General features: G+C 32.5%; 18 protein-coding genes. 9 read left to right on the top strand and 9 right to left on the bottom strand.

What is annotated here, in order from left to right:
- Window positions 1-207: 207 nt before the first annotated feature.
- Window positions 208-1,392 (bottom strand): aldose epimerase family protein, encoded by a 1,185-nt coding sequence (locus PQO00_RS01910; RefSeq protein WP_274183127.1) that lies wholly within the window; start codon window positions 1,390-1,392, stop codon window positions 208-210.
- Between the two features lie 392 nt (window positions 1,393-1,784).
- Here PQO00_RS01910 and PQO00_RS01915 point away from each other — a divergent pair, with 392 nt between their 5' ends.
- Complete coding sequence (locus tag PQO00_RS01915; protein ID WP_274183128.1) at window positions 1,785-5,756, top strand: hybrid sensor histidine kinase/response regulator transcription factor; 3,972 nt, start codon at window positions 1,785-1,787, stop codon at window positions 5,754-5,756.
- A 503-nt stretch (window positions 5,757-6,259) separates the two neighbouring features.
- On the opposite strand, the gene PQO00_RS01920 is transcribed toward PQO00_RS01915, so the two are convergent.
- Complete coding sequence (locus tag PQO00_RS01920) at window positions 6,260-8,068, bottom strand: glycoside hydrolase family 2 protein (RefSeq protein WP_274183129.1); 1,809 nt, start codon at window positions 8,066-8,068, stop codon at window positions 6,260-6,262.
- A 322-nt stretch (window positions 8,069-8,390) separates the two neighbouring features.
- Between PQO00_RS01920 and PQO00_RS01925 the strand changes: the two genes are divergently transcribed.
- A complete protein-coding gene (locus PQO00_RS01925; protein WP_274183130.1) occupies window positions 8,391-10,865 on the top strand; it encodes a glutaminase family protein in 2,475 nt (824 codons plus the stop codon).
- A 938-nt stretch (window positions 10,866-11,803) separates the two neighbouring features.
- On the opposite strand, the gene PQO00_RS01930 is transcribed toward PQO00_RS01925, so the two are convergent.
- Complete coding sequence (locus tag PQO00_RS01930; RefSeq protein WP_274183131.1) at window positions 11,804-12,022, bottom strand: DUF4372 domain-containing protein; 219 nt, start codon at window positions 12,020-12,022, stop codon at window positions 11,804-11,806.
- Window positions 12,023-12,426: 404 nt separating this feature from the next.
- Between PQO00_RS01930 and PQO00_RS01935 the strand changes: the two genes are divergently transcribed.
- The 3 genes from PQO00_RS01935 (at window position 12,427) to nadD (ending at window position 14,593) form a co-directional block, all read left to right on the top strand.
- Window positions 12,427-13,284: a YicC/YloC family endoribonuclease gene (locus PQO00_RS01935; protein WP_274183132.1), complete on the top strand. Its 858-nt coding sequence runs from the start codon at window positions 12,427-12,429 to the stop codon at window positions 13,282-13,284.
- 147 nt (window positions 13,285-13,431) lie between these two features.
- Window positions 13,432-14,004, top strand: coding sequence for a guanylate kinase (gene gmk, locus PQO00_RS01940; protein WP_274183209.1), 573 nt, complete (start codon window positions 13,432-13,434; stop codon window positions 14,002-14,004).
- A 10-nt stretch (window positions 14,005-14,014) separates the two neighbouring features.
- Window positions 14,015-14,593, top strand: coding sequence for a nicotinate (nicotinamide) nucleotide adenylyltransferase (gene nadD / locus PQO00_RS01945; protein ID WP_274183133.1), 579 nt, complete (start codon window positions 14,015-14,017; stop codon window positions 14,591-14,593).
- Window positions 14,594-14,659: 66 nt separating this feature from the next.
- On the opposite strand, the gene lysM is transcribed toward nadD, so the two are convergent.
- Window positions 14,660-15,145, bottom strand: coding sequence for a peptidoglycan-binding protein LysM (lysM, locus tag PQO00_RS01950; protein ID WP_274183134.1), 486 nt, complete (start codon window positions 15,143-15,145; stop codon window positions 14,660-14,662).
- Between the two features lie 1,188 nt (window positions 15,146-16,333).
- The gene (locus PQO00_RS01955; protein ID WP_274183135.1) at window positions 16,334-17,275 is read right to left on the bottom strand and encodes a nicotinic acid mononucleotide adenyltransferase; all 942 of its coding nucleotides are present in this window, start codon (window positions 17,273-17,275) and stop codon (window positions 16,334-16,336) included.
- A 131-nt stretch (window positions 17,276-17,406) separates the two neighbouring features.
- Here PQO00_RS01955 and PQO00_RS01960 point away from each other — a divergent pair, with 131 nt between their 5' ends.
- The gene (locus tag PQO00_RS01960) at window positions 17,407-18,408 is read left to right on the top strand and encodes an NAD(P)H-dependent glycerol-3-phosphate dehydrogenase (RefSeq protein WP_274183210.1); all 1,002 of its coding nucleotides are present in this window, start codon (window positions 17,407-17,409) and stop codon (window positions 18,406-18,408) included.
- A gap of 539 nt (window positions 18,409-18,947) precedes the next feature.
- Here PQO00_RS01960 and PQO00_RS01965 read toward each other — a convergent pair.
- Window positions 18,948-19,343, bottom strand: coding sequence for a hypothetical protein (locus PQO00_RS01965; RefSeq protein WP_274183136.1), 396 nt, complete (start codon window positions 19,341-19,343; stop codon window positions 18,948-18,950).
- A 222-nt stretch (window positions 19,344-19,565) separates the two neighbouring features.
- On the opposite strand from PQO00_RS01965, the gene PQO00_RS01970 reads away from it, so the two are divergent.
- Window positions 19,566-20,411: an endonuclease/exonuclease/phosphatase family protein gene (locus PQO00_RS01970; RefSeq protein ID WP_274183137.1), complete on the top strand. Its 846-nt coding sequence runs from the start codon at window positions 19,566-19,568 to the stop codon at window positions 20,409-20,411.
- Window positions 20,412-20,420: 9 nt separating this feature from the next.
- Here the strand turns inward: PQO00_RS01970 and pheS are convergent, their stop codons facing one another.
- Both pheS and PQO00_RS01980 read right to left on the bottom strand, forming a co-directional pair.
- Entirely contained in the window at window positions 20,421-21,440 is a 1,020-nt protein-coding gene (pheS, locus tag PQO00_RS01975) for a phenylalanine--tRNA ligase subunit alpha (protein ID WP_274183138.1), read from the bottom strand.
- A 127-nt stretch (window positions 21,441-21,567) separates the two neighbouring features.
- Complete coding sequence (locus PQO00_RS01980; protein WP_274183139.1) at window positions 21,568-21,924, bottom strand: hypothetical protein; 357 nt, start codon at window positions 21,922-21,924, stop codon at window positions 21,568-21,570.
- A gap of 341 nt (window positions 21,925-22,265) precedes the next feature.
- Here PQO00_RS01980 and PQO00_RS01985 point away from each other — a divergent pair, with 341 nt between their 5' ends.
- Window positions 22,266-22,781, top strand: coding sequence for a CvpA family protein (locus tag PQO00_RS01985; protein WP_274183140.1), 516 nt, complete (start codon window positions 22,266-22,268; stop codon window positions 22,779-22,781).
- A 2-nt stretch (window positions 22,782-22,783) separates the two neighbouring features.
- On the opposite strand, the gene PQO00_RS01990 is transcribed toward PQO00_RS01985, so the two are convergent.
- Window positions 22,784-23,140 carry a hypothetical protein gene (locus PQO00_RS01990; protein ID WP_274183141.1) on the bottom strand — a complete coding sequence of 119 codons (357 nt, stop codon included), beginning with the start codon at window positions 23,138-23,140 and terminating at the stop codon, window positions 22,784-22,786.
- Window positions 23,141-23,439: 299 nt separating this feature from the next.
- On the opposite strand from PQO00_RS01990, the gene PQO00_RS01995 reads away from it, so the two are divergent.
- Window positions 23,440-25,524 (top strand): TonB-dependent siderophore receptor, encoded by a 2,085-nt coding sequence (locus tag PQO00_RS01995; protein ID WP_274183142.1) that lies wholly within the window; start codon window positions 23,440-23,442, stop codon window positions 25,522-25,524.
- Window positions 25,525-25,531: the final 7 nt, after the last annotated feature.

Genomic DNA, 25,531 nt, shown 5'->3' on the forward strand with positions numbered 1-25,531 from the left:
TTTTGTTTTTTTTGGTTTGGTTTTCTTATTAATTCAATCGTAAAATTTGAGAAAAGCCAAATCTATTTCCCTAATTTTTGTGAATTGTTTTATTTATTTTTTATTTCATCCCATACATGTTTATTTCGTTAGTTATTAGTTTAGTTGTTATTGTCTTTGGTATGACATTTTTGGTAAAATTTATATCAAACATTCATTAAGCGTGAATCAATGTTGAACTGAAAATTCATATAAAGAAACCGTATGATAATTTTCTTCAGGTTTTAAAATTATTGATGGAAAACTTGGCTGGTTAGGAGCATCTGGAAAATGTTGTGTTTCAAGACAAAAAGCTGTTCTAAAATCATCTTTAGCACCGGATTTAAGGAGGTTTTTAGAATCCATAAAGTTACCACTATAAAACTGTACACCAGGTTCAACTGTATAAATATTCATTACGATCCCAGATTTATCTCCAATAACCCTAGCTGCATGGTTCATTCCATTCACTTTAGCCCCATTAAGCACATAATTATGATCATATCCCCCACCATACTTGAGTTGTTCATCATCAGCTTCAATTCGCTCACCAATAGTGTGAGGATTAATAAAATCGAATGGGGTCCCATTAACTTCCTTTAGTTCGCCAGTTGGGATAAGGCCATGATCTACAGGAGTGAATTTATTAGCGAATACCTGTAAAGAATGATTCAAAATTGTTCCGCTACCTTCGCCATTCAAATTAAAATAGGCATGGTTCGTTAAATTAACCACTGTTAGCTTATCTGTTGTAGCTTCATATTCCATTTTTACAGCATTAGAATCTGTTAAGGAATAAGTCACTTTCACTTTTAAATTACCAGGAAACCCTTCTTCCATATCTATGGATGTGTAATTAAGTTCCAATGTGTAAGCATTTGGTTGTTTAGCGTCCCATATCACATCTTGAAAACCCTTATAACCACCATGCAATGCATTGTTTCCATTATTTGTTGGAACTGAGTATTCTTCGCCTTCTAAACTAAACTTTCCGTTAGCAATTCGATTCCCTACTCTACCGATTGTTGCCCCAAAATAAGACTCATCATGTTCTATATAGTTCTTTACGCTTTTTAACCCTATATTTACATCTACTAGTTCACCTTTTCTATTAGGCACATAAAGACCTACAAATCGGCCTCCATAATTAGTAATGGCAAGTTTGATATCATTTTTTTCAAGCCAGTATAATTTAACTTTTTTGCCATCAATTATAGTATCAAAATCTTCTGGGTTTAATAAATTAGCGTTTGTAATTTGCTCTACTTTGGTATTTGTTTCAACTGTTTTTTTTGTGGTTTTTTTACAGGATATACATACTAAAACTGTAAACAAAATCAATATTAAATTAACTTTATTATGTTTCTGTTTCATCTCTTTTATTTTCTTATTTGGTTTGTTTAGTTTGTTACTATAATTAAGTAGCTAATTATCTTAAATCTGCGACCCCTTACCCTTTATATTAGCTTTACTCAAAGCCATTATTTAACAGTAACCGATCAACAAAGATTTATCAATATGTTAATTATGATGTTTATTTTTTGTCAAAAAAACAATTTAAAACACTATTAAATGTCATATTGACAGTGTTTCCAAATAAAAGAATTATTAAGATAATTTTAAACATACATTTGTTTCATTATTTCAATAATACAGTTCTTAATCCTCATACTTAGTTAATTAAAACCAATTTTGAGTATATATGTTGAATTTTGAGACATTTTATTGAACTTAAAATTCTTATATTTCCTAAAAAATTTAAAAGGTTGAAAAAAGTAATAATTGCTCTAAGTATTTGCCTATTTTATTCTAGCAGTATAGAATGTCAAGAATATTATTTTAAACACTATAAGGTTGAAGATGGCTTATCTCATAATACTGTTTTAAGTTCCATGCAGGATATGAATGGTTTTATGTGGTTTGGGACCAAAAATGGCCTTAACAGATTTGATGGGTATTCTTTTCGGCTTTTTCAAAATAACCCTGAAGACCCCAAAAGTTTACAAGGAAATTATATTGGCTTTTTACATGAATATAATAACACCATGTGGGTTGGCACAAATAATGGTTTATTTCGTTACAATGAACAACAAGAAAATTTTGATTGTATAGGAGAAACAAATGAAAAAGCGATAAGAGGCATTGATAATGATACGTCAGGTAATTTATGGTTTATAGCCTCTGGAGAAGTGTGTAAATATAATACTATCACAAAAGAAACACATATTTTTCCTGCCCATGATTTTTTCGGTGCAACATCAATTGTTAAATCTAATACTAACGAAATTTGGGCAACTTCTTCAACTAAATTGCATCAATACATTAAAGAAACCAATTCATTTAAAACATATTCTTTACAAGTAAAAGAAGATTCAAAAGCTCCTTTTGGAATAAACAAGCTTTTCAGTTTAAATGAAAATACTTTGCTTATAGGTACATCCAATCATGGTGTTTTAGTTTTTGATACAAAAGAAAAAAAGCAAATAAAAAATGTACTTCCTAATTTAAAAACATCCTTATTTATAAGAGATTTTGTTTTAAATGGAAATGAAGAATTGTGGATAGCTACAGAGTCTGGCATCTACATTTATAATTTAAAAACCCACCATTATACTAATTTAGTTAAAAATTATAATAACCCATATAATATATCCGATAATGCCGTTTACTCCTTAACAATTGATCATGAAGGTGGTATTTGGGCAGGTACTTTTTTTGGTGGATTAAATTATTATACGCCGCAATATAGCATATTTAAAAAATTTCTTCCAAACCCCTCTCAAAACTCAATAAGTGGTAATGCCGTTAGAGAGATTCGCCCAGACAAATATGGGAATATATGGATTGGAACAGAAGATGCCGGTTTAAACAAATTTAACCCTAAAACAGGGCTATTTACCAATTATACATCTAAAAGCAAAGGCGGGATTCTATCTCATTATAATATTCATGGTATTTTACCAATTGATGATAAAATATGGATAGGTTCCTTTGATCATGGATTAGACGTTTTAGACCCTAACAGTAATAAATTAGTAACTAATTTTAATATAGGAGGTGCTTATAATTTACTCGATAATTTTATTTATTCATTCTATAAAACAAAAACCAATAAAATTATCTTAATTACAGGTTCTGCAATACAATATTTTGATGCAGAAACTAATAATTTTCTTCGCTACGAAGCATTTCCAAATAACACTTTTTACACCAGTTTTTTAGAAGATAATGATGGTGTTTTATGGGCAGGAACAAGTACTAGTGGTGTGTTTTATTTTAACCCTAAAACAAAACAAAGTGGGCGTTTTTATCAAGAAAAAAATAAACCTTTTAGTATCAGCAGCAATGGTGTTAATGGAATATTTCAAGATAGCAAAAACAACATCTGGATTACAACTGAAAATGGTTTAAACCTACTAGATAGCACTAAAACAAAATTTAAAAAATATTCTACAAAAGATGGTTTCCCTAGTAACACGTTTTATTCTATTTTAGAAGAAAGTCCAGATAAACTTTGGATTACAACAGCTAATGGTTTGGTTGCTTTTAATACCCAAAATGGTGCTAAAAAAACACATACTAAAGTAAATGGCCTATTAAGTGATCAATTTAACTACAGTTCCTCATATAAAGCTCCAGATGGCACTATGTATTTTGGTAGCGTAAATGGCATGATAAGTTTTAACCCACAAGACTTTAACAAATACAAACACACACATACTTCCAGAACATTAATAACAGGTTTACAAATAAACAATCAAGATATCATTGTTAATGATTCTATTTCTCCATTAAAATCATCAATAACATTTCTTGATGAATTAATTCTTAAACCCAATGAATCTTCATTTAGTTTAGACTTTGCTTCATTAAGTTTTTCTGGTCCTGAAACAACAGAGTATTGGTATAAAATGGAAGGCATTAGCGATTCATGGATTCCGTTAAAAAAAGAGCACAAAGTCTTTTTCACAGAATTACCAGCTGGAGATTATAAATTCAAAGTTAAATCTTTAAATTACAATTATGATGAAGCCATTGAGTCTCCTACTTTAAAAATAAAAATTCTACCTGTTTTCTGGAAGAGTAAGTTCGCTTATTTATTATACACATTACTTTGTATACTAACCATTTATCTAACCGCAAGATATTACCATAAAAGAACGGTTTCAAAAAACAATCAAAAAATTAAAGAGCTTAATAATGTAAAGGAAAAGGAAATCTATCAAGCTAAAATTGAGTTTTTTACTAATATTTCCCATGAAATACGCACACCTTTAACGCTTATAAAAATCCCACTAGACAAACTATTAAAACAGATAAATAACATTACTCCAGAAATAAAGAATAACCTTTTTATAATGGAGAAAAACACATCTCGCTTACTAAACTTAGTGAATCAACTACTGGATTTTAGAAAAACCGAAGTAGAAAATATAAACCTAACCTTTGTAGAAACCAATTTTACTGCCTTAATAAATAATACGTATCAACGATTTACAGAGGTTATAAAAGATAAAAATATAGATTTTGAATTAAATTTGGGAATAACAGATGTTTATGCCTATATCGATGCCGAAGCAGTAAAAAAGATACTTAGTAACCTCATAGGAAATGCTATTAAGTATTCTAATGGCAAAATTAAAGTGACATTAAGTACTCAAGAAGCATCATTGTTATTAGAAATTCAAAACAATGGAGAGTTAATCCCTACTCATCTATTTGAGAAAATATTTAGTCCTTTCTTTAGGGTCTCAGAAGTCAAAGACCAAACTGGAACGGGCATAGGTTTAGCATTGGCCCATTCCCTTACAAAACTTCATAACGGTAGCTTGACTTTTGATGTAAAAGAAAAACAGTGGAATACCTTTTTATTAAGCTTACCAATTCATCAAGAAAAAGAATTTAAACTCTATAGCTCAAAGAATGACAATAAAAAAGATATTTCAAACGACCTTGTTACCAATTTGGAGAAAAGTGATAATAAAACAAAGGTGCTATTGATAGAAGATGATATTGATCTTTTAGATTTTGTTGCTAAAGATTTAAGTGATGTTTACAAAATTTTTAAAGCAACTAATGGCGTTGATGCATTAAAAATTGTAGAAAACGAAAATATTCAGTTAATAGTAACTGATGTTAAAATGCCTAAGATGAATGGATTTGAAGTTTGTAAAACTATAAAATCTTCATTAGAAACCAGTCATATACCAATAATAATATTAACTTCTAAAGATGCTTTAAATTCTAAAATTGAAGGACTAGAATCTGGGGCAGACGCCTATTTAGCTAAGCCATTCTCTTTACCTTATTTAAGAAAACAAATAAATAATTTAATAGAGAATAGAAAAAATATACTCTCTTATTATATTAGTTCTCCCTTGGCTCATCTTAAAAGTATTGCTCTTACAGAAACTGATGAAACCTTTATAGATAAACTAGATGAAATAATTTCCCAGCATATTCCAAATACAGATTTTAGCGTAGAAACTTTGTGTGATATAATGAATATGAGTCGCTCTACCTTGTATAGAAAAATTAAAGAAATGTCCAGTTTAAGTCCAAATGAACTTATAAATATTTCGAGATTAAAAAAAGCTGCCGAATTACTAAATAAAGGAGATTATAAAATTTATGAAGTTTCGGAAATGGTAGGTTATAGTTCTCAAACTAGTTTTGGTAGAAACTTCCAAAAACAATTTAACATGACTCCTACAGAGTATATGAATTCACAGTTATAACTATAAGAAGATTATTTTCAATTAAAATATTTAATGTGAGTTCGATGTAAACATAATGTTATTAAGTTGACTATCAATAATTTAATCCTAGCTGTCTGGTTGAGTACTTCGTCTGCGCTCAAGATAAACTAAAAGTCGAAAGGCTCAAGGCGACAAATCGCTTTATTGGTGATTTTATTGTTATAAACTCTGCCTGGTCGGCAGACAGGTTTTATACCAATTATGAATTAAAATGAGCTACAGAAAACGACATTGCTTTTTTGTTTTTGCCTGCTACGTGTTATTTGCATAGCCTAAGCTATGGAAATGAGGAGTAAAGTGATAAAACGAATTAATGAATGTGTATGAATTGCGTATTTTAATTCATAATTGGTATTAAATCGAACTCTCGTTATTTACGCATATTTTTCCATATCCTGTTTTTTATTGCATAAAAAATGCTCTTCTAAAAAGAAGAGCATTTAATCTAAAAAAACTAACTACTACTACTAACTACTACTAACTTACTTTTGTAATGTTTCAATAACTTGTTTATTAACTCTATTTACGCTTTCAATATCTAATTTATCAACCTTTCTATCATAAGTCATAAAACCATTAATCTCTCCTTCTACATCTGTTGTTTGCGTATAAACTGCTGCTGAAAAACCAAGTTTTATCAATTTTATCAAGTGCTTCGCATACTTTATATACTCATCGGTGGTTTCTTTTGAATTCTTAAACTTAACATATCCCCAGTTATTATCGGTTTTCCAAAGATGCCCTTCTAAAGGCAGTCCTATGCCTCCATATTCCCCTAAAACTGTAACGCGCTCTGCATCGTACAAGTATAAATCTGGTCCTGGATAATTATGAAGATCTAAAATATCTCCTGTTCTGTAATGATTACCTCCACTGGCAGGGTTAACCAATCTGCTTGGGTCATATGTTTTAGTCCAATCTGCAATTTCTTCGGTTTTAAATTGCCCCCATGCTTCATTAAATGGAACCCAAACCACAATACTTGGATAAGAATATAAATAATCCATAATGTCTTTCCATTCCTTTCTGTATATCTGTTCCGATTCTGCTGTTCTTTTTAACTCCTTTCCATCAAAATACTTTCTATTTTGCCATTGTGGAGACACGCCTCCGTTAGGCATATCTTGCCAAACTAAAATGCCTAATTCATCACAATGCGTGTACCAACGTGCGGGCTCAACCTTAACGTGTTTACGAATCATATTAAAACCTAGTTCTTTCGTTTTTACAATATCATATTTTAAGGCTTCGTCTGTAGGCGCTGTATACAACCCATCAGGCCACCAACCTTGGTCTAAAGGTCCAAATTGGAAATAATCTTTATTATTTAATTGCATCCTTACAATACCATTCTTATCCTTTTTTGATGCTATTTTTCGCATAGCAAAATAGCTCTTTACTTCATCGGTTACTTTTCCTTTACTTATTAATTTGAGTGTTGTACGATATAAAAAAGGAGATTCTGGCGACCACAATTTAGCATTTGGAATAGGAATATTAATGTCTTGAGATACTTCAGATTTTACTTTTGATATTACTTTTTTCCCATCAAAAACGCTAATCTCAATGACATCTCCGTATACGGCACCTTTTACATCGGTTTTTATTGTAACTGTATTGTTATCAATATTGGCTAAGGTTTTAATATCATTTATACTTTTAGCATTCACTGGTTCTAACCAAACGGTTTGCCAAATTCCTGTAACTGGTGTATACCAAATGCCATCTGGATTTTTTACTTGCTTACCCCTGGGTTGTTGCCCATCACTACTTGGATCCCATACTTTTACTGTTAAAGTTTGAGGCGTATTACTCAAAAAAGGTGTTATGTTAAAAGAAAAAGGGGTATATCCTCCAGAATGCGATCCAATTTTAATGCCATTAAGCCAAATATCCGCTTTCCAATCTACTGCACCAAAATGCAATAATATTTGTTTGCCCTTCCATTTTTTTGACACAGTAAAGTTAGTTTCATACCAAATTTCTTTTGAGGCCCCTACATTTTTCATGACTCCCGATAAACTAGACTCTACGGCAAAAGGCACTAAAATATCTCCATCAAAATTATTAGGTTTAGCTTGACCATATTCTGAAATGCTATATTTCCATAAGCCATTTAAATTTTTCCAATCTTCTCGCTTCATTATAGGTCTTGGATACTCATTTAAAACGTTATCTGGGTCGATAGTTTCTGCCCACTTTGTTTTAATTTTATCCCCCGCTGGTTTCCATTGAGCAGAAAGTAAAGTAGTAAACATTACAAATAAAATAAAGAATTTTTGTTTTTTCATTTTTGTGTTATTTATAAAATATTAGTTTGGATTTAATGTAACTCAATATATTTATTCCGGACTAAACTTAGTTTAGAGCTCATAGTCATTCTTAAATTACTTTAAAATAAATATTTTTCAAGTACCACATATTTCTTTAAATATTGTCTTTTTCATGTGTCATTATTTCGTTAAAACTAATCAAACAATAATCCAAAAAACATTTTTATGCTTATTTGACACATTTTAAAGAATAGTGAGATCATTTGATGTAAACATATTCTTTTCTGCCCCTTATATTTGAACCTTTCAGTAAATCTTGAACAAATAATTTTAAACTAAAATGAGATTATCAAAACACATCAAAACCCTCAGTATTCTACTACTGATTATTGGGACAACAACCTTATATGCACAAGAAAAATTAAGAGCGCCTGCTTATCCCTTAGTTACGCACAATCCCAATTTTAGTATTTGGTCTATGGATTCTGAACTCAATGGTTCAGCAACCCAACACTGGACAGAACAAGATCATTCTTTACTTGGTATTTTAAAGGTCGACAATGAATATTATCGTTTTTTGGGTGCGGAAACCAAAATTTATGAAACCATTTTAGCGGCTTCTGATGAAATTGATTACCAAGCAGATTATACCGAATCAAAACCTGATTTTGGTTGGGAAAAAATCAATTATAACAGTAGTCATTGGAAAAAAGGAGCTGCACCGTTTAGCAATGAAACCAGTGATGCAAAAACTATTTGGAAAAGTAACAATTTATGGTACAGACGTGTTTTTGATTTAGATAATAAGAATTTAAAAAATTTGTATTTAAAGCTTCGTCATGACGATAACGTGGTTGTCTATTTAAATGGTAATAAAATATATGAAACCGAAGGATGGCTGCATCGCTATAAGTACATTCCAATAAACCAAAACATCATCAAAAAATTAAAATCAAAAGATAATGTACTTGCTATCCATGTAAAAAACACGGCAGGTGGTCAATGGCTAGATGCGGGGTTGGTTACCGAAGCGCCATCTATGCAAAATGTAGAAATTAAAAAAGCTAAACAAACTAATGTCGTTCTAAATGCAAATCAAACTATATATAGGTTTGATTGTGACAACGTAACGCTTACTGCAACATTTACTTCTCCGTTATTGTTAGATGATTTAGATGTAATGAGTCGTCCAATATCCTATTTATCAGTAAAAGTAAAATCAAAAGACAACAAAGCTCATCAAACAAAACTATATATTGGTGCATCAAGTAACATGGCCGTATATACACCTCAACAAGAAGTTGTAGCAACAAAATATACACAAAGCAATCTTAATATTCTTAAAGCTGGTACTGTAGAACAACCCGTATTACAGAAAAAAAGCGATGATATGCGTGTAGATTGGGGTTATGTTTATTTATCTGCTCCTGCTACAACTAGTAAACACTACATAAGCGCTGCCAATACAGCACTACTTCCTTTTGTTTCAAACGACAAAATAAATACCAAAACAGAAATTACCGGTAAGAACTTGGTTTTAAATACAATTACTGATTTAGGTTCTGTAAGTACTAAAGAAACAGAAACTGTTTTAATGCTAGGTTATGATGAAGTATATACCATTAACTATTTTGGATCCAAATTAAAGCCTTGGTTTAAAAAACAGGGCATATCTATGGATGGTGCTTTAGCAACAGCTGCAGATGACTATAAAAGCATTATAAAACGTGTTGAAACATTTGACAAAAAAATATATGAAGATTGTTTAAATGCTGGAGGTAAAAAATATGCAGATTTATGTATTCTAGCATATAGGCAAGCCATTGCTGCCCATACTTTGGTAGAAAGTCCAGAGGGTGAAATTCTTTTTCTTTCAAAAGAAAACAATAGCGGGGGTTTTATAAATACTGTAGATGTTACCTACCCTTCAGCGCCACTGTTTTTAATTTACAACCCAGATTTGTTAAAGGGCATGTTAAACGGCATCTTTTATTATAGTGAAAAAAGCGGCAAATGGTCAAAACCTTATCCTACACATGATTTAGGAGTTTATCCTATAGCTACAGGCCATATTTATGGAGAGGATATGCCAGTAGAAGAAGCAGGAAATATGATTATATTAACCGCTGCTATTGCACAGCAAGAAGGACATGCTGAATATGCTAAAAAACACTGGGAAACATTAACTACATGGGCAAACTATTTAACTAAAGAAGGTTTTGACCCAGGAAATCAATTGTGTACCGATGATTTTGCCGGTCATTTAGCCCGTAACGCGAATCTTTCTGTAAAAGCCATTATGGGAATCGCTTCCTATGGTAAACTTGCTGGCATGTTAGGAAAGAAACAGGTAGAAAAAAATTACATTGCAATAGCAAAAAAATTAGCTAAAGATTGGAAAAAAATTGATGCGGATGGCAATCATTATAGTTTAGCTTTTGAAGCCAAAGGAACATGGAGTCAAAAATACAACTTAGTTTGGGATGACATATTAGATTTAAATATCTTCTCAAAAGATATTATAAAAAAAGAAATTAAATATTATTTAACCAAACAAAACAAATATGGCTTACCCTTGGATAGCAGAAAAACGTATACAAAATCTGATTGGATAGTCTGGACCGCTACTTTAGCAGAAAACGAAGCGGATTTCAAAGCTTTAATTAACCCTATGTGGAAATATGCCAATGAAACTCCAGATAGAGTTCCAATAAGCGACTTTCATGAAACTACCAATGCAAAACGTATAAACTTTAAAGGGCGTTCTGTTGTTGGTGGCTATTTTATAAAACTTTTAAAAGTTATGAAAAAGTAGATTATTATTATATTCCTAACGGAATCATCTTGACTTTTTAAGTTTATAAAATTTCTTTAACCCCATTACAATAAAGGCAGTATCCCGTAAAGTGAGCAAATTTTACGGGACCTGCCTTTATCTCTTTTGCACATTATATTACTCGATAAAGGTTTAATACCAAATGAATTTTAAAATGATTGGTAATAAATTTGAATTATTTTTTCTTTAGATGTGATAAAAAACAAATGCATAGCCTAGTTCAATGTCATTAAGTTAAGGCCGTAATGTCAGTCTGAGCCTTTCGGCTCCGCTCAAGACAGGCTAAAGTCGAAGACCTATTGGAGTTCTAGTTTTTATTAGCATTTCGACTGCGTTATTAGTTTTGCATTTTATATTTACAAGAAGTTTAACCTTATTAAATTTCTGAAAAACCAGAGGGCAAGGTGAACTATTTCCCCGCTACCGCTAAACTGTGTTTAGTGGCGGCAAACTAACTGAACATTAATAAATCAAAATATTATTGTAACGTGAACCTCGTTTAAGAGCTAACATGCCACTTTTGTAAGGGTTAACCAATTCGTGGGCATCTTCGAGTTAAATTTCATGGAAATTTAGTGTCGAAAAGTGCTCGGGAACTAGAAATTATCTTGTTTTCAATATATCAATCATAGATTTGATAGCCAAACTGACAAAAATTCCTGATTCATTATGAAACTTATAATTTCTACTCATGCTCCTAAAGTACGAAAAGCTACATATTTCCATAAAAGCTTTTATGAAATATTTTATTGCTTGTTGCTCACTGCTGAGACCACTAAACAGGTTTTACTTCTCAACTTTTAGCCCACAAAAAAGCTACCCCATCCTAAAGTAGCTTTTAACTTTTTATTTTCTTACTCGGTACGCCACTAAACACAGTTTAGCGGGAGGGGTTATAAACAAAAACCACACTACAACTATCTAATATGGCTTGTGTTTTTTCTTACTCGGTACGCCACTAAACACAGTTTAGCGGGAGCGGCGGTCAATTGACCAAAGAATAATTGGACAAACTGGTTCCAACAATTGAAATCGCGAGTTCTATGGTCACCATTGCATCGCTTGACACATTTCCCGAACTCATACTTGTTCACATATTGTAGGACTTGGGCGAAAACATATTTTCCTGAATTCATTATGGTCTTATTTAGACCACTAAGCTAAAATTCATTTCAAATCAAAAAATCAAAGAACGTCTTGAATGCACTGTAAACATTGCGATAAAATAGAAAATTAAAAAGTTAACGCATCACTAGTAATGATTGAAAAACAATAAAAGATCTGAAAAAGGGCATCCACTATGTCTTTCAGAACCAAGTGAAGTACCTATAATGCTAAACTAAACGAATTACGGCGGCTTCATACAAATTCTGGATTTCAAGCTGACTCATTCTTTTTTAACCTTTGCCCCCCTCATTAAAAGACGACCTATTTGAACTATATAGTAGGTAGTCTTTTATTTTTAAGAACTCTTTTAAAAATTAATCTATTTCCTATCCTTTAGGTTTTAATTACCTTTGCGAAACTTAATACATGCATTATGATATATTCAATGACAGGTTATGGAAAATCTGTATTGCAATTGCCCACAAAAAAGATAACCATAGAGCTCAAATCTCTTAACAGTAAAAATTTAGATTTAAATGCAAGGATGCCTTCTATTTATAGAGAAAAGGAACTAGTTATTCGAAAACTTCTTGCTGCTAAACTAGTACGGGGGAAAGTCGATTTTTCTATTTATGTTGAAGCTACTGCAGAAGATACATCTACACAAATAAACACCCCAGTTGTTAAACAATATATAGAACAGTTAAAAAATGTTGTTGATGGTGATGCCATAGAACTTCTTAAAATGGCAGTTCGTTTTCCAGATGCTTTAAATACAGTTCGTGAAGAAATTGATGATAACGAATGGAATGCTGTAGAAGCACAAATCAACACTGCCATAAATGACCTAATCGACCATAGGCTAGATGAAGGCAAAGTGCTTGAAGCGGATTTTAATAAACGGGTCATCACGATTGAGAACATCCTTGAACAGGTTATTGCCATGGATCCTGAACGTGTTGAAGGTGTTCGCGAACGGTTACTTAAAGGTCTTGAGGACCTAAAAGAGAAATATGATGAAAACCGCTTTGAGCAAGAGCTGGTGTATTATATCGAAAAGTTTGATATTACCGAAGAAAAAGTGCGTTTAAAAAACCACTTAAATTACTTTACAGAATGTATAAATTCTAAAGACTCCAACGGAAAAAAACTTGGGTTTATTAGTCAAGAAATGGGAAGGGAAATAAATACCATTGGCTCTAAAAGTAATCATGCGCCTATGCAACAGTTAGTGGTGCAAATGAAAGACGAACTGGAAAAAATTAAGGAACAATTATTAAACGTATTGTAAAACTATAATCGGGTCTGGTCTTTCGGCAAACCTTGTTTGCTACTTTCAAAACAAAATATATTTTGTTTCTCAATAATGCTCAAGATAAACTAAAGTCGAGATCTAAATTATTAAATAACACGCCTCTTGGTCAATCAAAATAAGAATATAGAAAAAGGTAAGCTCATCGTATTTTCCGCACCTTCCGGTTCTGGAAAAACAACTATTGTAAAACACTTGTTAGGTATAGAAGATTTGAATTTAGAATTTTCTATATCGGCAACTTCCCGAGAAAAACGAGGTGAGGAAATAGATGCAAAAGATTACTATTTTTTATCGGCCAAAGAATTTAAAGCCAAAATTAAAAATGATGAATTTTTAGAATGGGAAGAAGTATATCGCGATAATTTTTATGGTACTTTAAAAACAGAAGTGGAACGTATTTGGGCCATGGGCAAGCATGTTATTTTTGATATTGACGTATCTGGTGGTTTGCGTATAAAACGAAAATTCCCGGAGGAAACTTTAGCTATTTTTGTAAAGCCGCCAAGTATTGACGAGTTAAAAATTAGATTAAAAAAGCGCAAAACAGAAAGTGAAGACAAAATAAATATGCGGGTTGCAAAGGCCTCGGCAGAACTGGCAACAGCACCTTTATTCGATGTGATCGTTGTCAATGACAATTTAGATAAAGCACTTGAAAATGCGCATAAACTAGTTAGTGATTTTCTAAACTCTTAAAAGCATTAGAATGAAAGTTGGGCTGTATTTTGGTTCTTTTAACCCTATTCACATTGGCCATTTGGTTATTGCCAATCATTTAGCTGAATATAGTGATTTAGACCAAGTTTGGTTTGTAGTCACCCCTCATAATCCATTCAAAAAAAAGAGTAGTTTACTGGATAATTATCAACGTTTAGAAATGGTATATCGTGCTACTAAAGATTACACTAAGCTTCAACCATGCGATATAGAGTTTAACTTGCCACAACCCAATTATACCATAAATACGCTTGCTTATTTGCAAGAAAAACATCCAGACCATGCATTTTCTTTAATCATGGGCGAAGACAACCTAAAGAGTTTTCATAAATGGAGAAACTACGAGTTAATTCTTGAGAACCACCATATCTATGTATACCCTCGTATTTCTAAAAATAAGATAGAAACGCTATTTAATGGCCATAAAAAAATACATCATATCGATGGGCCTATTATGGAATTATCCTCAACATTTATACGTAATTCCATAAAAGTGGGTAAAAACATAAAACCAATGCTTCCGGAATTTGTTTGGGAATATTTGGACGAGATGAATTTTTACAAATAATCTTAAAAATTATATGGTAAAATCCCATACAAAAAATCTGTCTTTAAATAAGAAATGGATAAGGTACTAATCCAGAATTGGAATCCGTAACAATTGCCCTGGATAAATAGTATCCGGATCTGTTAACATGGGTTTGTTAGCCTCGAAAATAACTGGGTATTTCGTTGCATCACCATAAAATTCTTTTGCTATTTTTCCTAAAGTATTTCCATTAATCACGGTATGAAACTGTGCTTCAGGTCCTGCACACTCTACCGTCATTTGATCATCAACAATGGCTATTCCTTTAGAGTTCCCAATAATTAAAACTACTTTTTCTTTAGTAGCCTGATCGTAAGCTAACCCTTTAACCATAGCAATATCTTCATCAATAAAAATATTTAAATTTTCTACTTGCAAATGTAAATCTATAATGGTTTCTTTAAGTTTTTTTGCAACCGCTTTTTCTAATTTAAGTTCTGCTGCCGCCCTCTCTTCTGCATCTTCCACCTCTGTTATATCAATCCCTAATACGGTAGCACCTGCATTTTTAATAAATGAAAAAAATCCCATAATTTTTAATATCCTTTTTTTGGGTTATGATTTTTAGACACTCAAAAAATTATAAAGTCACATTTTTATGTTTTTTAAATAAAGATATTTCTTGTCCCTCCCCTTGAGGTAAGCCATAGAAGTATTTAGCTGTTTCTTTTTAACCCAAAAATCAACCGAAATGCTATTATTTAGATGCCCTCCTTTCGGCAAACGTTGTTTGCTACTTTAGTAGGGGTGACCATGGATCAATCCCAAAAGTTGTGTGCGATGTGAGATCATATATAACGAACCAAGTTCAAGTGTATAATAGTCGCTTCAAGATAAATTTAGATAACCTAGATATTCGAGAGAGAACCACAAAAAACACCTCTTTCTTCCAATTTTAAGCTTAAAATTGAAATTCATCTCCTCTTAAATTTAACTACGGTGTACCCACAAATAATCACACCAAGTTAATTAGTATCTACTTTGTGCCAAAGGCTTGTCCGAGACGGGTCCCTCCCTTTTTGGCTAAAAAGGGAGGTGGCTGTATGTGGTAACATACAGACGGAGGGTTTGTTTTTTTGAGTGTTCTTTACATGTTTAATTTGTCAAACGCCCTTTCTTTTCCTCCTGGCGTCGAAAAATTCATCCCCACTTCAGCAGAACTACCATGAGTACACATCTATAAAAAAGACACGAATGGCACAAATTCACACGATTCCAATGCTTTATGTTATTGATTGGACTCTGCATGAATATGAATCCCTAGTCTATATAGGCTTGAAATCTGTCAATAGCCTGAATAATTTGTGAAAATTTGTGCCATTCGTGTCCAATCTTTTTTTTGTGCTTTTTTTGTGTACTCACAGTAGTTTTGAAAAGGGAGGATAATTTCGACAAGGTCGAAATTTAGGAGGGTTAAACCAAGATAGGTCAACGGCGGGGTTTCTTTTCAGATGGGCCAAAACCTTTGCCTAAACACAACTTTTGTTCTTGTTCCGTGACCATCCTGTCTGCCAACAGGTTCAATGGAAAACCTGCCTTTGCAAGCAAGCCGAAGCATTATTTTTGATTGAGAAAAAAGAAACCGCTTAAAGAACAATTCTTTAAACGGTTTCCAAACTAAATAACCAACCAAAATTTTAGTGAAACCTATCCCGCTTCATGTGCTGAACTTGCCTGTGCTGAACTTGTTTCAGTATCTTAACATAAAGTGATCTCACTTTATTGTTTAACCCTAGTGCTTTCTCTCGGGTTTTCTACTTTATCTTTTCTATACTTACGCTTCTTATCGATCGAAGCTTTTATTTTTCCTTTTGTGTCTCCATTTTTCAGATATTGTATATACCCTCTACCCTCAAACTCATAAACTGTTTCAGATGATGGGTGAAACAATTCTATCTTTCTGTCGTTTATAACGCTCAATTCGAAGTATTCATTGTTGAAGAAATCATAATCTAATGTTAAAATTTTCAAATACTCATTTCCGTTAACATTTCCAACACCATATATTCCTGTATAATCCCATATAAGATTATTTGTATTTGTCCCGCTTTCATCTTGCGAACTTTTAAATGTCGAGTCGTTTCCACCAGCTAAAAACTGTAAATAATTTTCATTATCAAATTCATTTATAGCTCCAAACGCACTTGTATAAGTTTTTTCCCAAGCCTCATATTCTTGTAAGAAATAATGAATATTATCATAGAAAACAAAATCGTAATCAAAATTACTGCGTTGGTAACCTTCTAGAAAATAAGAGGTATCATTGTTAGGGTTGTAAAGCTCAATAGTATTACTGTTTATTTGAAAAACATCAAAAGTTTCAAACCCATCAATATCATGAGAAACATCTAAAATCATGTCATATGCATCATATACACCAACATCAATGCCAAACCCGCCTCCATTATCGCCTAATCCAACTATATTGTTGTTTGCATACATCACCCCATTTCTAAAAGATATGGTAAACGCTTTTTGTAAAAAAGGCGTTTCTCCAAACCCTACGGTGCTATTAATATCCACATACCATATCTCATACGAGCTCAATAGCTGATTTATAGATATTGTTGTTGGTTCGTCCTCAATATTTACTTCTGTATAACATGCTGTGAACAATGTTGCTGTTAAAGTAAAGCCAAGTAGTAATTTTACTATCCTCATAATCAAACGTTTTTAGGGGTTATATCTTAGTGTTTTCAAAACGCGTGCCAAAAAACAATTTCTTAATCTTTTCTCGACTTAGCAATGATTATTATTTTATGTATTTTTGAAATATGAATGATTTGTTATCTATGGATAAACCCCTAAAATACGCCGTGTTTGGAGCAGGAAGTTGGGCAACTGCTATTGTGAAAATGCTTTGTGAAAATTTAAATGAAGTTGGTTGGTATATGAGAAGTGTGTATACCAAAGAGCATTTACTAAAAGAACAGCACAACCCTAATTATTTAAGCTCGGTTGAGTTTCATTTAGAACAGCTAAAAATTAGTAATGATATTAATGAAATTGCTACTTATGCAGATGTTTTATTTTTTGTAATTCCTTCTGCTTTTATCCATGACGAGTTAGAAAAACTAAATATTGATATTTCTAACAAGATCATTGTTTCTGCAGTAAAAGGTATTATGCCCGAGTCCGGGCTTTTGGTTGGTGAGCATTTTCATGAGTTTCACAAAATTCCTTATGATAATATTGCTGTTATAGCGGGACCTTGTCATGCCGAAGAAGTCGCTTTAGAACGTTTATCGTACCTAACCATATCATGTTCGGATGCCGAAAAAGCAAAAATGATAGCTAAAAAACTATCCAGTGATTACATAAAAACTAAAATTAGTGATGATATTATAGGTGTAGAATATGCTGTTATGCTTAAGAATATTTATGCTATTGCTGCTGGAATAGCACATGGTTTGGGCTATGGGGATAATTTTCAAAGTGTACTGATGAGCAACTCTATTAGGGAAATGAAGCGTTTTATTAAAAAAATGCATAAAATGAAGCGTAACATTAACAACTCTGCTTATCTGGGAGATTTATTAGTAACCGGTTATTCGGTTTTTTCCAGAAATCGTATGTTTGGAAACATGATCGGCAAAGGTTACACGGTAAAATCGGCCCAAATGGAAATGAGTATGGTAGCCGAAGGGTATTATGCTACAAAAAGTGCCCATTTACTTAATCAGAAAAACGCAAAAAAAACACAGCTCCCAATTATTAATGCCGTTTACCAGGTTTTATATGAAGGTAAAAACCCAAAAAAAGTGTTTAAAAAATTAACTGAGAAGCTGGATTAATTATTCGTTAACATTCTTTCCTTTTTTGGAGCTAGCGTGTGCACATAAATATTGAACAATAATATTGGACACGAATGGCACAAATTCATGCGAATCTATAGCTAAATTATTATAAAAATTTTTACAGCTTAGACAGTTGAAAAACAACAAATAAGACCATAATTGTTTATGATTTAAAAAAATATCTTCGGATGACATTTTATCTTGATTGAACTATAAGTACTGTATATTATAGATTGGACTCAACATGAATATGAATTTCTAGCCTGTAAAAGCTTGAGATCTGTCTGTCATCAGATTAATTAACTCGATTTAGCTTAGGTCATTTAATTTCATCGCAAATCGTTGGGTTTATAATAATGATTGCATTTTTAAGACACCCTCCTTAATCCTCCCTCAAGGGAGGAATTTCACTCGGTAAAATTATCCCCTTGAGGGGACTTTAGGGGTGTTTTCAGAATAACTAATTGAAAATCAACAAATATTAAATCAAACTCCTTTAGATTTGTTTCTTAAAAAAGAATTAAAGACGGAAAGGTTTATTTCACCAATACGCCCATTGCATCCATTAAAGGAACCGTTTGCAAAGCTTTTAGATTAATCGTATTCTTTCTAAACAAATAGGTTTTATCGAACATGGTATTGCCTTCAAAAAAGGTCACTTTAAAAGTATTGTTTAAGGCAAACAATGCCTCTTGCATCAATTCTATTTTTGCATAACTTTTCTTTGGAAGCTTATCCAGCTTTTTTCTAAATACGGATGTTTGTTTATCTTTAGAATAACCACTGGTAACAATAAGAACCATATCCAAATCAACATCCTTATCGTTTATTATATAGGCATTCCAGTCCTGTGTCTTGTAAATGTCATTATATTCATTTACAACAGCGACGTAAACATCTTTAACTTTTGGTATTTCAATGTCTTTTTTCATTAAAAAGTGTTTTATTTCTCTAATTTTAAATCACTTCTACATATAAACCGCTGCAAAAATACGCTTTTATAGTGAAGTGTTTAAGCTTTTTCACTTCAATCCAAAAACATGTGCTCAGCTTGACTGGGTAGTTTAAAATGAGTTCAGTATTAAAAAATCCGATCCATTATACGTTTTATTTAAAAACTGATTAACTTCGTTAAAACATTAAACATTTCTAAATTGAAGACCATAGGTAAAAAAGTAAAAGACATAAAGCTAATAGTGCTTTTATTGTTAAGTTTTAATTTTTATGGACAGACTTCCATAATGACTTATAATATTAGGTTCAACAATCCTAATGATAATGTAAATTGGTGGAAAAACAGAAAAGAAGAGGTTGCGGGCATGATAAAGTATTATCATCCAGATATTTTGGGAATACAAGAAGGTCTAAACGATCAGGTAAATGACCTCTATAATAACCTGCCTAATTATTCTTACACCGGAGTTGGGAGGGATGACGGCAAAGAAAAAGGTGAATACGCTGCTATCTTTTACAATTCGGATAAATTTGAGCTCATAAACACGAAAACATATTGGCTTTCCAGCACACCTAATAAGGTTTCTGTGGGTTGGGATGCTTCTATGGAACGTATTACTACTTATGGTGTATTTAGAAACTTAAAGACGAACGATACGTTGCACGTTTTTAACTGCCATTATGATCATATTGGAAAAATGGCTCAACAAAAATCATCAGAATTAATTGTATCCCTAATACGACAAAAAGACCTTGAAAAAAGGATGGTCATTGTCATGGGAGACCTAAATAGTACCCCAAAAGAAAAAGCCATTCAAAGTTTAAAAACAGTACTGGAAGACAGCTTTGAAATAACAAAACACCCTATATATGGCCCCGTTGGGACTTTTAATACGTTTGATATCGATTTTATACCAGAAAAAAGAATAGATTACATTTTCACCAAAAATTTAGTGGTTGAGAATTATAGGAACATTGACGATCGTAGAAAAAACAACCTATGGTTATCCGATCATTTACCAGTTTTTATTGAAGTAATGAAATAGAGGTAAACGCTACAAAGCACTCTTAAACTGCTCTAAAAACCTAACATCGTTCTCACTTAACAACCGAATATCACCTATCTGGTGCAATAGCATGGCTATTCTATCTATACCCATACCAAAAGCAAAACCAGAATATTCTTTTGAGTCTATACCACAGTTTTCAAGAACATTGGGATCTACCATTCCACAGCCCATAATTTCTAACCAACCCGTTCCTTTTGTAATTCGGTAATCGATTTCTGTTTCCAAGCCCCAGTACACGTCTACTTCTGCACTTGGCTCTGTAAATGGAAAGTACGATGGGCGCAAACGTATTTTAGATTTTCCGAACATTTCGGTAGTAAAGTGCTGAAGGGTTTGTTTTAAATCTGCAAAACTCACATCTTTATCAATATATAATCCTTCTACTTGATGGAAAAAGCAGTGTGATCGCGCCGAAATGGCTTCATTTCTATAAACCCTGCCTGGCGAAATAGTACGAATTGGCGGTTTATTATTTTCCATATAACGTACCTGTACAGAGCTGGTGTGCGTACGCAACAGGATATCTGGGTTCGTTTGAATAAAAAAGGTGTCCTGCATATCACGTGCGGGATGATACTCTGGTAAGTTCAAGGCTGTAAAATTATGCCAATCATCTTCTATTTCCGGTCCCTCACTAACATTAAAGCCTATACGGGAAAAGATATCAATAATTTCATTTTTTACAATCGAAATAGGATGACGCGATCCAATTTGGATGGGGGCTCCTGGACGTGATAAATCGCCATAAATACCTTTTGCATCTTCTTTGCTTTCTAGCTCTTCCTTTAAAGCATTTACCTTATCTTCGGCTGTCTTTTTAAGTTTATTGATCGTTTGACCAAATTCCTTTTTCTGATCGTTAGCTACATTTTTAAACTCAGCAAAAAAGTCATTCAGCAACCCTTTTTTACCTAAATATTTTATACGAAATGCTTCTACCTCTTCTTTAGATTGTGTTTTAAAGGTTTCAGCTTCAGCAATGAGTTCTTTTATTTTATCTATCATGGCGTCATTTCAAAAATGAATGCAAATTTAATCAATTTATCGGGATTTGTATTAAGGATTTCGCCCTTCATCTTCGACCAGCATAAACTTATCCTGTTTACTTTTTGTAAAAATTAACGATGAGAAACTAATTAATATATTCGGTTTCTAAAAAATAGTTAACAATGGCTTCTTTCATTAAAACACTTTGCTCACCAGCTTTTAAATGGGGAAGGGCTTCAAGTGTTTTATAATGTGGCCACCCCTCATTATCTACAAAATCGAGTTCATAATACCCATATGGGGTAAGCAGTTTACAGATAGCAATGTGCATAAGGTCTAACTTCTGATCTTTTTTGAAGCTTCTATCCAACTGCCCCAACTCTTGCACCCCAATTAAATAAATAATGGCATCGAGGTCTAAGGTTTCACCATCTGCAAATTGATTGGATAGTTTTTTTACTACCAATTGCCACCGTTCTTTTAATTGTTCATCTCTAGACATAATAAATGCAAAGTTGCAAAGTTAATAAACCTAAATGGGACTATTATTTTATCTTTGTTTAAATTCTAAATAAAAAATTTCTTGAAGCCGACTATCCCCGAGGCAAGCCATAGGGGGTATGCTTCGACTTTAGTTTATCTTGAGCGCCCGCCTGCCGGACGGGCAGGAATTCGAAAGGCTCAGCACAGGTTTCGCAAGTTTTATTTTGATTTTTAGGTCAAAAATCGAAATTTTGTATTTAACCTCACCCAGAATTGCCAAAAAAGGCAATTCTGACCTCTCCAAAGGAGAGGTGGATAGGAAACCCCGACGCCAAAGGTCGGAGAATTTTTAGATTAACTATGGGAATTATAGACATTGTTTTAGGGGCTTTAATTTTATTCGGCCTTATTCGCGGTTTTATGAAAGGGCTTTTTGTTGAAGTTGCCTCTTTAGTTGCTTTAATTGCCGGTGTTTATGGAGCGATACATTTTAGCAATTTTGTGGGTGGGTTTTTAGAAAGCAAAGTAGACTGGAATGAAAGAACTGTTAATATAGCTGCTTTTGCTATAACCTTTGTAATCATCGTTTTAGCGATTGCACTCGCTGGAAAGGCATTAACCAAATTAGCAAATTTCGCAGCTCTTGGTATTTTAAATAAGCTCCTTGGCGGTCTTTTTGGTGGCCTTAAAATGGCCTTGATCTTAAGTGTGATTTTAATTATTTTCGATAAAATGAATCGTGCCATTCCATTTGCTGATGAAGAGGATCTGGAAACCTCTGCCTTCTACAAACCAGTAAAATCTTTAGTACCAATGATCCTTCCAAGTGTTTTAACTACAGAGGAAGACGATGATGCTACAAAGGATGATATATAAAACTACTTAATCATATGATCGTTAAGTAGTTTGTTTAATCCCATTTGAAACAACGTGCCTTTTACCAAATCTTGTATTTCCTTTATCTCTGTATAGCTCATTGCAAAAGTTATTTGCGGATTTGGAGCTTCGACCAATAAAGATCTACGGGCTTTATATTCCATACAATCTACACATGAGCAGTTATTATTTAAAGACCAATCTATATTTTTAGAGAATTCCACCAATTCATTGGGCGTTAGTAACAAGCCTGTGTCTCTAAAGATTAATTGAACCTTCTTAAAGTCCTTAACAGCACACCTTTTCCAATGAAAAGCTATTCCGAAATTATTGTAGTAAATGGTATTTATATCTTCCATAGTTAAAATTATGTTGTTGTTATACAGGAAACACCTGTTTAAGTGCGTTTTGGTTTTTATTTTTTCTTCAAAATATTTCCAACAATAAAAAATTTTAAAATGAACCTTGCCTTACCGACCTAAACAGAACCTCGAGGAACTCTTTTCGAGTGAAAAATGTTAAAGTCAATGACAGATTAAATCACAATAGTTTCATTTTCAATAAATTGACGTTACTTATCAAAAAAAAGCTAAAAAATATTTATTCTTATTTAGACTAAATTAAAATAACTTATATATTTGCAACAAAATAATTAAGAATGATTCTAAATAAAAAATATTTTTATATTTATTTTTCTCTTTTTTTTGTGAGTTATTCGTTTTCTCAAGAGACTCATGTCATTACAAAGGATTCTACAAAAACAGAACATTTAGATGACATTATAGTTACGGCAACACGAACCATTAGGCAATTATCATCTTTGCCCCTTCCTGCCCAAATAATCTCTAAAGAAGATATTAAGCAATCCAATACTATTCGTTTAAACGATATTTTGAATGAACAAACTGGATTAATTACTGTGCCCGATTTTGGAGGCGGAGAAGGGATACAGCTACAAGGTTTAGATTCTCAATATACATTAATCCTTATAGATGGTGTGCCCCTTATTGGCCGTTCTGCCGGTACTTTAGACCTTGGTAGAATTACGGTTGGTAACATAAAACAAATTGAAATTGTTAAAGGCGCCTCTTCAAGCCTTTACGGAAGTGATGCCTTAGGAGGTGTTATAAATATTATTACCGAAACCATTAAAAAGGGCTTTAAAGGCCATGTAAACTATAGATTGGGATCCTTTGGCAATCATGATTTAAGTTCGACCATTCATTATAAAAAACAAAAATTAGGCATGAGCGCTTTTTTTAACAGGTATTCTAGTGATGGCTATGATTTAAACAAGAGTGATGATTTAAAAACCGTTGATCCTTTTGGCAATTACACGTTAAATGCAAAGATTACTTATGACTTTTCTGGGGCTACTAAGCTTTTTATTTCAAACAAATATTATAATCAGAATCAAGATTATGTAGCTTCCTCAGAATTGAAAGGGGAAAGTGATATAAATGAATGGAATACCCATTTAAAGTTGAGTCATACTTACAATAAAAAATGGCGTAGTTATTTTGAATTTTATACCACTCAATATAAAGCAAAAGATTATTTAGATAATGAGGATGGTACCCGGTTTAGCGATAGTTATTACAACCAATTATTAATTCGTCCCGAAATTCGAGCCACATATAACCCAAATGATAAAAATGCTTTTATCGGGGGGCTAGGCTTTAATCATGAATCTTTAAACAGAACATATTTTTCCTTAAAACCCGTATTTAATTCACCCTACCTGTATCTTCAATATGATGGTACGCCTACTAAAAGACTTAATATTATTTTAGGTGCTCGTTTTGATAACCATAACAAATACAAATCCCAACTTAGTCCAAAAGCCGCTATTCGCTATAAGTTAAATGATAAGCTGTCTTTAAAAAGTTCTATTGGTTATGGTTTTAAAGCTCCGGATTTTAGACAATTATATTTCGATTTCTCAAATACAACCGTTGGTTATACAGTTTTAGGGTATAATACGGTTACAACAGCAATACCTGTATTACAATCTCAAGGACAAATAGCAAATATGACGATTCCTATTTCTGATTTTGAAGGCACACTAAATCCCGAAAATTCTATCGGTATTAATCTAGGAATTGATTATAACTTATCCTCTAGATTAAAATTTGGTCTTAATTTTTTCAGAAATAAGATTAACGACCTTATTGATACTAGAGTTATTGCCAATAAAACCAATGGCCAAAATGTATTTAGTTACTACAACGTCAATAAAGTATATACACAAGGTTTAGAGTTTAATACTGCTTGGCGTCCCACAAATAGGTTTAAAATATCTGGGGGTTACCAACTTTTATTTGCAAAAGATACTGATGCAGAAAAAGCCTTTGAAAATGGAAATGTTTTTGCCAGAGAGCGTCCAAACACACCTACTTTTCAACTAAAAAAACAGGACTATTTCGGGTTGTACAATCGATCCAGACATATGGCAAACTTAAAGGTCTTCTATAAAATTCCTAAATGGCATTTAGATACTAATATTAGAGGGACTTACCGAAGTGAATATGGAATGTTGGATACTAACGGAAACACTTATTTAGATAAGTATGATGATTTTGTTAATGGGTATTCTATTATTGATTTTGCTATAAATAAGACCTTTTATAAAAACTATGGTTTAGGTTTTGGAATTGATAACCTTTTGAATTTTACGGACACACAAAATATCAGCAATATAGCTGGTCGCATTATATATGGAAAACTTAACATTCACTTTTAATATAAAC

Origin of the sequence: Flavivirga sp. 57AJ16, from assembly GCF_028736925.1 — a bacterium.
Taxonomy (GTDB): Bacteria; Bacteroidota; Bacteroidia; order Flavobacteriales; family Flavobacteriaceae; genus Flavivirga.

Coding starts and splice junctions, on each gene's coding strand:
- PQO00_RS01910 (WP_274183127.1), bottom strand. CDS start 1,392: ATGAAACAGAAACATAATAAAGTTAATTTAATATTGATTTTGTTTACA.
- PQO00_RS01920 (WP_274183129.1), bottom strand. CDS start 8,068: ATGAAAAAACAAAAATTCTTTATTTTATTTGTAATGTTTACTACTTTA.
- PQO00_RS01925 (WP_274183130.1), top strand. CDS start 8,391: ATGAGATTATCAAAACACATCAAAACCCTCAGTATTCTACTACTGATT.
- PQO00_RS01930 (WP_274183131.1), bottom strand. CDS start 12,022: ATGAATTCAGGAAAATATGTTTTCGCCCAAGTCCTACAATATGTGAAC.
- PQO00_RS01935 (WP_274183132.1), top strand. CDS start 12,427: ATGATATATTCAATGACAGGTTATGGAAAATCTGTATTGCAATTGCCC.
- nadD (WP_274183133.1), top strand. CDS start 14,015: ATGAAAGTTGGGCTGTATTTTGGTTCTTTTAACCCTATTCACATTGGC.
- lysM (WP_274183134.1), bottom strand. CDS start 15,145: ATGGGATTTTTTTCATTTATTAAAAATGCAGGTGCTACCGTATTAGGG.
- PQO00_RS01955 (WP_274183135.1), bottom strand. CDS start 17,275: ATGAGGATAGTAAAATTACTACTTGGCTTTACTTTAACAGCAACATTG.
- PQO00_RS01960 (WP_274183210.1), top strand. CDS start 17,407: ATGGATAAACCCCTAAAATACGCCGTGTTTGGAGCAGGAAGTTGGGCA.
- PQO00_RS01965 (WP_274183136.1), bottom strand. CDS start 19,343: ATGAAAAAAGACATTGAAATACCAAAAGTTAAAGATGTTTACGTCGCT.
- pheS (WP_274183138.1), bottom strand. CDS start 21,440: ATGATAGATAAAATAAAAGAACTCATTGCTGAAGCTGAAACCTTTAAA.
- PQO00_RS01980 (WP_274183139.1), bottom strand. CDS start 21,924: ATGTCTAGAGATGAACAATTAAAAGAACGGTGGCAATTGGTAGTAAAA.
- PQO00_RS01985 (WP_274183140.1), top strand. CDS start 22,266: ATGGGAATTATAGACATTGTTTTAGGGGCTTTAATTTTATTCGGCCTT.
- PQO00_RS01990 (WP_274183141.1), bottom strand. CDS start 23,140: ATGGAAGATATAAATACCATTTACTACAATAATTTCGGAATAGCTTTT.
- PQO00_RS01995 (WP_274183142.1), top strand. CDS start 23,440: ATGATTCTAAATAAAAAATATTTTTATATTTATTTTTCTCTTTTTTTT.